The sequence below is a fragment of the Flavobacterium sp. genome (assembly GCF_044371705.1).
Classification (GTDB): Bacteria; Bacteroidota; Bacteroidia; order Flavobacteriales; family Flavobacteriaceae; genus Flavobacterium.
On the sequence record NZ_JBILTE010000230.1, the window covers coordinates 1 to 3,689 of the forward strand.

General features: G+C 34.0%; 4 protein-coding genes. 2 read left to right on the forward strand and 2 right to left on the reverse strand.

All coding sequences use genetic code 11. The annotated features are described in order from the left end of the window. A partial coding sequence (locus ACIQ2S_RS12090) for a DUF4349 domain-containing protein (RefSeq protein WP_396176341.1) occupies window positions 1–649 on the reverse strand: 649 nt, incomplete at its 3' end. A 65-nt stretch (window positions 650–714) separates the two neighbouring features. After that, complete coding sequence (gene rnpA / locus ACIQ2S_RS12095) at window positions 715–1,089, reverse strand: ribonuclease P protein component (protein ID WP_396176343.1); 375 nt, start codon at window positions 1,087–1,089, stop codon at window positions 715–717. Window positions 1,090–1,188: 99 nt separating this feature from the next. On the opposite strand from rnpA, the gene ACIQ2S_RS12100 reads away from it, so the two are divergent. Together ACIQ2S_RS12100 and ACIQ2S_RS12105 are read left to right on the forward strand one after the other, a co-directional pair. Continuing rightward, entirely contained in the window at window positions 1,189–2,232 is a 1,044-nt protein-coding gene (locus ACIQ2S_RS12100; RefSeq protein ID WP_396176345.1) for an isoaspartyl peptidase/L-asparaginase family protein, read from the forward strand. Window positions 2,233–2,383: 151 nt separating this feature from the next. Beyond that, entirely contained in the window at window positions 2,384–3,667 is a 1,284-nt protein-coding gene (locus ACIQ2S_RS12105; protein ID WP_396176347.1) for a porin, read from the forward strand. The last annotated feature ends 22 nt before the right edge of the window (window positions 3,668–3,689 follow it).

Below are 3,689 nucleotides of genomic sequence, written 5' to 3' on the forward strand. Positions count from 1 at the left end.
CATCTTGCGAATTGGCTACTGTTTTGTAAAAATTGATAGTTACCGTACTTAACGAAACTTTGTTTTGTAAGTATTTTAATTGTCCTTCTTTCGATTCAATTTCTTCACGAATAACGGATAGTTCTTTTTCAATTTCTAAAATTTCAGATACTTTAGTGGCTTTTTTCAATAGCTCCAAATACCTGGATTCCAATGTTTTTTTTGCTTTTAAACGAGCTTCAATATCAATATATTCAGCAGTCACATCTTTGGATGAAATTTCTTTTCGGTCAAAATAGTCAACGCCAGTGGATATTTCAGCAAGATAGACATCAAAATTTTTACTTGGAAGGCGAACAATTAGATTTCTGTAAAGTGAGTTATAATCTTTGCCTTCTTCATCCGATTGAATGTAGGCTTTGTGTTTTTTAGTAGCGGAAATAATTTGTTGATAGGTAGCTTGTAAATCCTGTGTTTCGTAACGAAGATTTCCTTCTTTGATAATTTTTTGTTCGGTTTGAGCTTCAAAATTTTCAGATTTGAAATCAGTATCCAGCAAAGCATAATCCATTACTGCAGCAGCAGTTTCTTCAACAACTGTTTCTTTTTCATCTACTTTACAACCAATGATGAAAAGAACTAGTACAAAAAATAAAATAACCTGCTTCATATGTTTTGTGATTTTATAGTAAACGAAAAGTTCATTAAAATCGTACGGCAATTGTTGAGCCAGTTTTATTTTTTAATCTCTAAAATAAATTTTTCAAATAGTTGAACCGCTTTTTCGTTCATATCAACAAAGGTCATCGCATCTTTAGTTTGATAGAAAAGCATGATTGCATAAGATCTTTCAATCGTTTCAAGAAGTAAATGTTTATTCAACCGGTAGCATTCTCGTAACAAACGTTTGTAGTGGTTTCGGTCGACCGCTTTTTTAAAGTTTTTTTTGGAAACAGAAACACCTATTTTGATTTTTTCATCGTTTTCCAATTCAATAGGCACATACACCAAACGCAAAGGAAATTTGGTAACAGATTTTCCCTCAGAAAAAAGCAAATCAATATGCTTTTGACTCTTAATTTTTTCGTGTTTGGGATAAGTGAACGACATTGGACTTTTTAAGTTTCAACAGCAAAGGTAATCAGAAGAAATTAAATGATATAAATTCATTTTTTTTCTATCTTTAGTGAAATATAATTTGAACAAGCAATGAAAAATTTTCCACTGTTCACAATAGTAGTAGCTATTTTATGCACAAGTTGTGACAAAAAAGAAAAAGCAATTGAAATTGCAACCACAACTTCAGAAAAATTCTGCATCGTCATTCACGGGGGAGCCGGAACCATTTTAAAGGAAAACATGTCGGATTCTTTGGAAGCGGAGTACAATCATGTGTTAGATCTAGCCGTTTCCAAAGGTTATGAAATTCTTAAAAACGGAGGAACCAGTTTAGATGCTGTCACACAAACCATCATGATTTTAGAAGATTCACCACTGTTCAATGCGGGAAAAGGTGCTGTTTTTACCAACGAAGGGAAAAATGAATTGGATGCTTCAATTATGGACGGAAAATCAAAAGCTGCCGGTTCAGTTGCCAGTGTTACCCGTGTAAAAAATCCGATTACCTTGGCAAGAGCCATTATGGAAGTTTCCGAACACGTGATGATGGTTGGTCTGGGTGCGGAAAAATTTGCCGAGCAAAACGGAATAGAATTAGTAGATCCGTCTTATTTCTTCACAGAAAAAAGATGGGAAGGTTTGCAAAAAGCAAAAGAGCGAGAGAAAATAGAGTTAGATCATGCAGCTGCCATAAATTATGATCCTTTGATAAAAAATCAAAAATTTGGTACGGTAGGTTGTGTAGCTTTAGATAAAAAAGGAAATATAGCCGCCGGAACATCTACCGGTGGAATGACAAACAAAAGATATGGACGAGTGGGTGATGCTCCTATTATTGGAGCCGGAACATATGCTGATAATGCAACTTGCGGAGTTTCAGCTACAGGATGGGGTGAGTTTTTTATTCGAAATGTGGTAGCCTATGACATTGCCGCTCAAATGCAATATAAAAAGGTTACTTTAGGTGAAGCTGCAAAAGAAACCATTCAGAAAAAAGTGCCTGAAATGGGCGGTGATGGCGGAATTATTGCCATTGATAAAGAGGGAAATATTGTGATGGAATTCAATACCGCAGGAATGTATCGGGCTGCTATTGATATAAATGGAAAAAAAATCATTGAAATTTATAAGTAAAGGTTTTTTTCTTAATTTTATTCCTTTAATTCTAAAAGTATGCTGATAAAATCATGAAATTAAAACATTTGAAAACAACCAGTTTACTTTTATTCTATCAGAATATTTTGGAAAGTAATTCTTTTTTTAAACCTTTTGAAACAAAAATACGATGCAATTATTAAGTCAAAAATTTAATTTAATTTTATTTCTAACATTTGTTTTTTTATTTTGTAAAACCACTGCAATTGCTCAACATACCGATTATGTAGATGATACCCAAAAACAAGTATTAGCGGATTCAACAAAATTGTATTTTATTCCCGATGTTTCGCATAAAGAAATGAGATGGTCAAAAACCAGAAACAAATGGTTTTCTGCTAAACTTGGGTTTGCCCCCATTTTAGATTACAATGCAATTTATCAAGACAATGACAGCGAAAATCAAGTAGGCCCCCAAGAAAGCCGATGGGATATAAGAAGTGCAAGGGTTATGCTTCGAGGGAAAATCAACTTTAAAAAGAAATGGAGTTATTTACTTAGTTATGAATACAGAGGACTAGATAGAAAAGAAGACCAAGCTGCATTTGGCTTTACAGATATTAAATTGATTATTCCCATTGGGGAACATTCGGAACTTCATGTGGGAAAACAAAAAGAAACGTTTGTATATGAGATGGTAGGTGATGCTGCCAATTTACCTCATTTTGAAAGACTCTTGAATCCGTTTTTTAACAGTAGAAATAACGGAATAATTTACCGCCATTTTTTAATGAAAGACCGGATGACCATTTCTGCAGGGGTTTTTAATCAGTGGCCAGGAAATGATAAAGATCTTGATGAAGGGGCAACTACATTTACTGCAAGAGTTACAGGTTTGCCTAAATGGGAAAATGAAGGGAAAACATTTATGCACATGGGAATTGGCGTCCGATACGTGGAGGCTGAAAATGGAGTAATTAGACTAAAAGGTAAAAACGAATCAAATATTTCAGATAATTATGTTGATACTGGAAACATGGAAGCTAAACACCAATGGAATTTAAATTTTGAACAATTGTGGAGTTTGGAAAATTTTTCTGTTTTGATGGAATATGTTCATAACTGGACAGCAACAACAACTTCAGGATTAGAGCAGTTTAGTGGTTTTTATGTTACAGGCAGTTATGTTTTGAGTGGCGAACAGCGCCCATATGATATGAAAGCAGCTTATGCTCGAAGAATAAAACCAACGGGGAAATATGGTGCTTGGGAAATAGTATCCCGAATTGGTAGAAACGATTTACAAACAAGAACGATTAATGGCGGAATCAATAATCGCTATAATTTAGGCCTTAACTGGTGGGCTACTCAATATTGGAAGGCAGGATTTATCTATGGAGTTAGTAATTTAGATAAAAATGGAGTAACAGGAATAACCAATAGTTTGCAATTCAGATTGCAATGGATTTACTAATTAATTCTTATGAGATTTTGGA